1 protein-coding gene is annotated in these 6,694 nt (G+C 73.1%); it reads left to right on the top strand.

The window, feature by feature from the left end; translation table 11 throughout:
- Nucleotides 1–2: 2 nt before the first annotated feature.
- On the top strand, nucleotides 3–6,694 hold a 6,692-nt coding region (locus AB0H32_RS45555; protein WP_361134728.1), incomplete at its 3' end, for an SDR family NAD(P)-dependent oxidoreductase.

The raw sequence follows: 6,694 nt of genomic DNA, 5'->3' as shown, positions 1-6,694 counted from the left end.
TGATGCAGGGGTTGCCTGCTGGTGGGGCGATGGCGGCGGTGGGTGCTTCGGAGGCCGAGGTTCTTGCCGGGCTTGAGCAGGTGTCGGGGGTGTCGATTGCCGCGGTGAACGGGCCGGAGTCGGTGGTGGTCTCCGGTGTGGAAGCCGGGGTTGAGCAGGTCGTGGAGTTGTGGCGGGAGCGGGGTCACCGGGTGCGGCGGCTGCGGGTGTCGCACGCGTTCCATTCGGCGGCGATGGATCCGGTGCTGGATGAACTCAGCGCCCTGGCCGGTGAGTTGACTCATCAGCGGCCGCAGTTGCTGTGGGCGGGTGCGTTGACGGGTGAGGTGTTGACGGAGTGTGGGGCGGGGTACTGGCCGGCGCAGACGAGGGAGGCGGTGCGGTTCGCGGACGCCGTGCGGACGCTGGCGGCCGAGGGTGTGTCGGTGTTCCTGGAGGTGGGCCCTGATGGTTCGTTGTCGGCGCTGGGTCCGGACGCCGTCGCCGCTGTCGAGGGCGAGGAGAGCGTGTTCGTTCCGCTGCAGCGACGGGACGACAAGGGTGCCACAGGTCTGGTGATGGGCCTGGCGCGGGCGTTCGTACACGGAGCGACCGTGGACTGGACCACGGTGCTGCCGGCCGGGCAGCAGCTGGAACTTCCGACGTACGCCTTCCGGCACCAGCGGTTCTGGCCGCACAGCATCCTCGCGCTGCCGACGGCCGGATCCGCGGCCGGCCCAGACGACGCGGGTACGGCTGCGGAGGCGCAGTTCTGGGCGGCCGTCGAGGGCGGCGATCTGGCGTACATCACCGACGCGCTGGCCGTGGACGGCGGCCGCCCGTTCAGCGAGATCCTGCCGGCCCTGGCGTCGTGGCGCCGGCGCGAGCGGGACCGGTCCGTGACGGCGGGCTGGCGCTACCGCGTCACCTGGGCCCCGGTCGCCGAGCCCGACCCCCGCGTGCTGTCGGGGGTGTGGCTGCTGGTGACCCCGGCGGAGCCGGACGCCGCAGACCTGGCGCAGGGATGCGCGGCCGCGCTGACCGCTCGCGGCGCCGAGGCGCTCGTGGTCGAGGTCCCCGCCGGGACCGTGGACCGGGCCGAGATGGCCGCACTGCTCGGTGAGGCGATGCAGAGTGCGGGCGCGGAGCCTGCCGGTGTGGCCGGTGTGCTGTCGCTGCTGGCACTGGACGAGGCGCCGCTGCCCGACCACCCGGTGGTGGCCGGTGGAGTGGCGGCGACTCTGGTACTCGTGCAGGGACTCGGCGATGCCGGAGTCGTCGCACCCCTGTGGCCGGCCACACGCGGGGCGGTCGTCGCCGGACCCGGTGAGGTGCTGGGCAGCGCGGTGCAGGCGCAGGTGTGGGGCCTGGGCCGGGTGGTGGGTCTGGAGCACCCGGACCGGTGGGGCGGGTTGGTCGACCTGCCCGAGACGGTCGACGAGCGTGCGGGTGCACGACTGGCCGCGGTGCTGGCCGGGTGCGGCGAGGACCAGGTCGCGATCAGGACGGCCGGAATCCTGGGCCGCCGACTGACCCGCGCGCCGCAGTCCCGTGGTTCCGGCGCGGGCTGGACGCCGCGCGGGAGCGTGCTGATCACCGGCGGGACCGGCGCGATCGCCGGGCACGTGGCGCGGTGGCTGGCCGGACGCGGTGCCCCGCGACTCGTACTGACGAGCCGTTCCGGCCCTGACGCCAAGGGCGCCGCGGCGCTCGCGGCCGAGCTTGCGACGGCGGGGTCCGCGGTCGAGGTCGTGGCCTGTGATGTCGGTGACCGTTCGGCGCTCGCCGGGCTGCTCGCCCGGATCGGCCAGAGCGGCCCCGAGCTGTCCTCGGTGATGCACACGGCGGCGGTGCTGGACGACGGAGTCGTGGACCGGCTCTCCGTGTCCCGGCTGGCGACCGTGCTGGGCGTGAAGGCCGGCGGCGCCGTCCATCTCGACGAGCTGACCGCGGACCTGGATCTGGACGCCTTCGTCCTGTTCTCCTCGGTCGCGTCGACGCTGGGAGCCGCGGGTCAGGGCAACTACGCGGCGGCCAACGCGTACTTGGACGCGCTGGCGGAGAACCGGCGCGCCCGCGGGCTGACCGGTCTGACCGTGGCGTGGGGCACCTGGGCGGGCGGCGGCTTCGCCGAGTCCAGCGACGCGGTGCGCAAGCGCGTCGAGCGCGGCGCGATGCCGGCGATGGACCCCCGGCTCGCCGCACGCGCCCTCGGTGAAGCGCTGGACGGCCCCGACGCCGTCGTGACCGTGATGGACGTGGACTGGGCCCAGCTGGCGTCCGCGCCGGGAGCTGCGGACCTGCGGGAGATGCCCCTGGTGCGGGACCTGCCGGAGATCCGCCGACTGGCCCTCGCGGGCGCGGGCACGGCACTGGTGGAGCACGCCGAGGGCGCGCTGGCGCGACGGCTGGCCGGACTGGGCCGCTCCGAGCAGGAGCGGACACTGACCGACGTGGTGCGGGCCGAGGCCGCCGCGGTGCTGGGTCACGCATCGCCGGACGCGGTGCAGGACCGGCGGGCCTTCAAGGACCTGGGCTTCGACTCGCTCACCGCGGTCGAGCTGCGCAACCGCCTGAACACGGTGACGGGACTGCGGCTGCCCGCGACCCTGGTGTTCGACTACCCCACCCCGATGGCGCTCGCCGAGTTCCTGCGCGGGGAATTGACCGGCGAGCACGCGGGTTCCGGCGCGGTGGTCGTCGCCGCGGCGGCCTCGGACGAACCGCTGGCGATCGTCGGCATGAGCTGCCGGTTCCCCGGTGGCGCGGGCAGCCCGGAGGAGTTCTGGACGCTGCTGGCCACCGGCGGCGACGCGATCTCGGGCTTCCCGGACGACCGCGGCTGGGACACCGACAACCTCTTCGACCCCGACCGCGAGTCCGATGGCACCTCCTATGTGCACGAGGGCGGATTCCTCTCCGCAGTGGGGGAGTTCGACGCCGGGTTCTTCGGGATCAGTCCGCGTGAGGCGCTGGCGATGGATCCGCAGCAGCGGCTGCTGCTGGAGACGTCGTGGGAGGCGCTGGAGCGGGCCGGCATCGACCCCGCGACACTGCGCGGCAGCGCGACCGGCGTGTTCGCGGGCGGTTTCTCGTCCGGATACAGCATCGGCATGGCACTGGCCGGCCAGGGTGCGTCCGGCGTCGAAGGCCACATGCTGACCGGTAACGCCACCAGCGTGCTGTCCGGCCGGGTGTCGTACGCGCTGGGTCTGGAGGGCCCCGCGGTGACGGTGGACACGGCGTGCTCCTCCTCCCTCGTCGCCCTTCACCTGGCCGCGCAGGCGCTGCGGTCCGGCGAGTGCTCGCTCGCCCTGGCCGGCGGTGTCACCGTGATGGCGACCCCGAGCACGTTCATCGACTTCTCCCGGCAGCAGGGCCTCTCCGCGGACGGCCGGTGCCGCGCGTTCTCCGCGGACGCGGACGGCACGGGCTGGGCCGAGGGCGTGGGCATGCTCGTGGTGGAGCGGCTGTCCGACGCCCGGCGCAACGGGCATCCGGTCCTGGCGGTGGTGAGGGGCAGTGCGGTCAACCAGGACGGTGCGTCCAACGGTCTCACGGCGCCCAACGGCCCCTCCCAGCAGCGGGTGATCCGCGCCGCGCTGGCCAACGCCCGGCTGTCGGCCGCCGACGTGGACGTGGTCGAGGCGCACGGTACGGGCACCACGCTCGGTGACCCGATCGAGGCCCAGGCCCTGCTCGCCACCTACGGCCAGGAGCGCCCCACGGGCCGGCCGCTGTGGCTGGGCTCGGTGAAGTCCAACATCGGACACACCCAGGCGGCGGCCGGCATGGCGGGCATGATCAAGATGGTGCTGGCCCTGCAGCACGAGCAGCTGCCGCAGACGCTCTACGCGCAGCAACCGTCGCCGCATGTGGACTGGTCGGCTGGCGAGGTGGAGCTGCTCTCGGAGCCGGTGCCGTGGCCGGCGAACGAGCGGGTACGGCGGGCCGGCGTGTCCTCGTTCGGCATGAGCGGCACCAACGCGCACGTCATCCTGGAGGAAGCACCAACCACTGGGATCAGCGAGGCCGAGCCCGAGTACGACGCCGATGGAGTCGTCGGCGTGAGCGTGGCTGCGGTGGTGTCGGGTGCCGGTGCGTGGCTGGTGTCGGCGCGTTCGGCGGAGGGACTGACGGCTCAGGCGGGCCGGCTGTGTGAATGGGTCGTGGCGCGGCCGGAGTTGGAGCCGTCCGAGGTGGCCTGGTCGCTGGCGACCACGCGGGGGGCCTTCGAGCATCGGGCCGTCGTGGTGGGTGGTGACCGTGGCGAGTTGGTGGCCGGTTTGGAGAGCCTGGCCGACGGAGTGCCCAGCGGCGCTGTTGTGTCGGGCGTCGTCAGGGATGATGCGCGCACGGTGTTCGTCTTCCCGGGTCAGGGTTCGCAGTGGCTGGGTATGGGTCGTGAACTGGCGCGGGTCAGTGAGGTGTTCGGGGCTCGGCTGGCCGAGTGTGAGAAGGCGTTGGCGCCGTATGTGGACTGGTCCCTGACGGACGTACTCAACGGTGCGGAGGGCGCTCCGGCCATGGAGGCTGCGGATGTGGTGCAGCCGGTGTTGTGGGCGGTGATGGTGTCGCTGGCGGCGGTGTGGGAGGCCGCGGGCGTGATCCCGGACGCGGTCGTCGGCCACTCGCAGGGTGAGATCGCGGCGGCGACGGTGGCCGGGATGCTGTCCTTGGAGGACGGTGCGCGTGTGGTGGCGTTGCGTTCGCGGTCGTTGAGGGTGCTGGCGGGTGCGGGCGGGATGATGTCGGTGAGTCAGTCGGCGGCGGTGGTGGAGGAGCGTCTGCCGCGTTGGGGTGAGCGTCTGTCGCTGGCGGCGGTGAATGGTCCGGCGTCGGTGGTGGTGTCCGGTGAGCCGGGGGCGCTTGAGGAGTTGCGGGCGGAGCTGGAGGCCGAGGGCGTTCGGGCGCGGATGGTCGCGGTGGACTATGCCTCGCATTCGGCTCAGGTGGACCGGCTGGAGAAGGAGATCGTCTCTGTTCTGGCGGGGATCGCTCCGCGTCAGGGCCGGGTGCCGATGGTGTCGGCCATGACCGGTGAGACCCTGACCGGCGAGGAGCTGGATGCCGCGTACTGGTACGGGAGTCTGCGGGCGCCGGTCCGCTTCGACCGGGCGGTGCGGATCCTGGCCGAGCAGGGTCATCAGGTCTTCGTGGAGGTCTCCCCGCACCCCGTGCTGATGGGTGCGATGAACGAGACGTTGGAGGAAGCCGCGCAGGACGCCGGCCTCGGCGTGGTGCCCGGCGCGGTCTGCGGGACGTTGAGGCGAGACGACGGCGGAGCAAGCCGTGTGATCACGTCGCTGGCCGAGGCGTTCGTACACGGTGCCCAGGTGGAGTGGACTGCGGTGCTGCCTGCCGCGGACCGGGTGGAGCTGCCGACGTACGCGTTCCGGCACGAGCGGTTCTGGCCGCAGGGGGTGCTGTCGCTGTCGCTGCCGGGGCAGGATGCGGTGTCGCTGGGGCTGGGGACGGTGGATCACCCGTTGCTGGGTGCGGCGGTGGAGCTGGCGGGCGGCAGCGGGCTGGTGTGCACGGGTCGGCTGTCGGTGCGTTCGCATCCGTGGCTGGCGGAGCACGCGGTCGGCGGTGTGGTGCTGCTGCCGGGCACCGGCTTTGTGGAGCTGGCGGTGCGGGCCGGTGACCAGGTCGGGTGTGGCGTGCTGGAGGAGCTGACGCTGCAGGCGCCGCTCGTGGTGCCCGCCGACGGCGGCGGAGTCCGGATCCAGGTGGTGCTGGCCGCGGCCGACGAGGACGGGCGGCGCACGGTCGAGGTCTTCTCCCGTCCCGATCAGCCGGGCACCGAGCAGGCGTGGGTGCAGCACGCCAGTGGTGTGGTGTCCCCCGCCACGACGGCGGGTCCCGCTGCCGACGAAGACCTGCAGGTGTGGCCGCCGCAGGACGCCGCGCCGATGGACACCTCGGATCTGTATGCGGTGCTTCTGGCGGACGTGTACGGCCCCGCGTTCCAGGGACTCCGGGCCGCCTGGCGTCGTGGGGAGGACATCTTCGCGGAGGTGGCGCTGCCGGAGTCGGTGGCGCGGGAGGCGGGCGCGTTCGGCCTGCATCCGGCGCTGCTCGACGCGGCACTGCACGCGGGGATTCTGGCCGACGCAGAGACGACGGGCGCGGGCGAGCCGGGTCAGGTGCGGATGCCGTTCGCCTGGACGGGCGTGGAGCTGTACGCCAGTGGTGCGTCGGTGCTGCGGGTGCGGCTGCGCCGTGACGCGCAGGGTGGTCTGTCGCTGACGGCCGCGGACACGACCGGGGCTCTGGTCGTCGCGGTGGGATCGCTGGTGAGTCGCCCGGTGTCGGCGGGACAGTTGCAGTCGGCCGACAACTGGTTGGCCGACGTGCTGTTCGTTCAGCAGTGGGCTGCGGTGGCTGAGGCTGCGGTGCCGGCCGGTGATTGGGCGCTGGTCGGTGTCGACCGTTTCGGGCTGGTCGACGGGCTGGCTGCCGTGGGTGTGCAGGTGCGGTCGTTCGTCGATGTGGCCGGGGTGGCTGCGGCGGCCGAGGCGGGTGAGATCGACCCGCGCATGGTCCTGGTCTGCGCCGGTGCCCTGCTGGGCGACGGCGTCAGCGTCGGCGTCGGCGACATGGTCAGCGGCGGTGGCGGCGACGTGGGCGTCGGCGGCGTCGGTGACGTGCCTGCTCTGGTGCATGGGGTTGCCGGTTCTGCGTTGGAGCTGGTGCAGGTGTGGCTGGAGGA

Origin of the sequence: Streptomyces sp. NPDC020362 (assembly GCF_040642095.1) — a bacterium.
In the GTDB taxonomy this organism is placed as follows: Bacteria; Actinomycetota; Actinomycetes; order Streptomycetales; family Streptomycetaceae; genus Streptomyces.
This window is presented reverse-complemented; position numbering and strand designations above follow the sequence as displayed.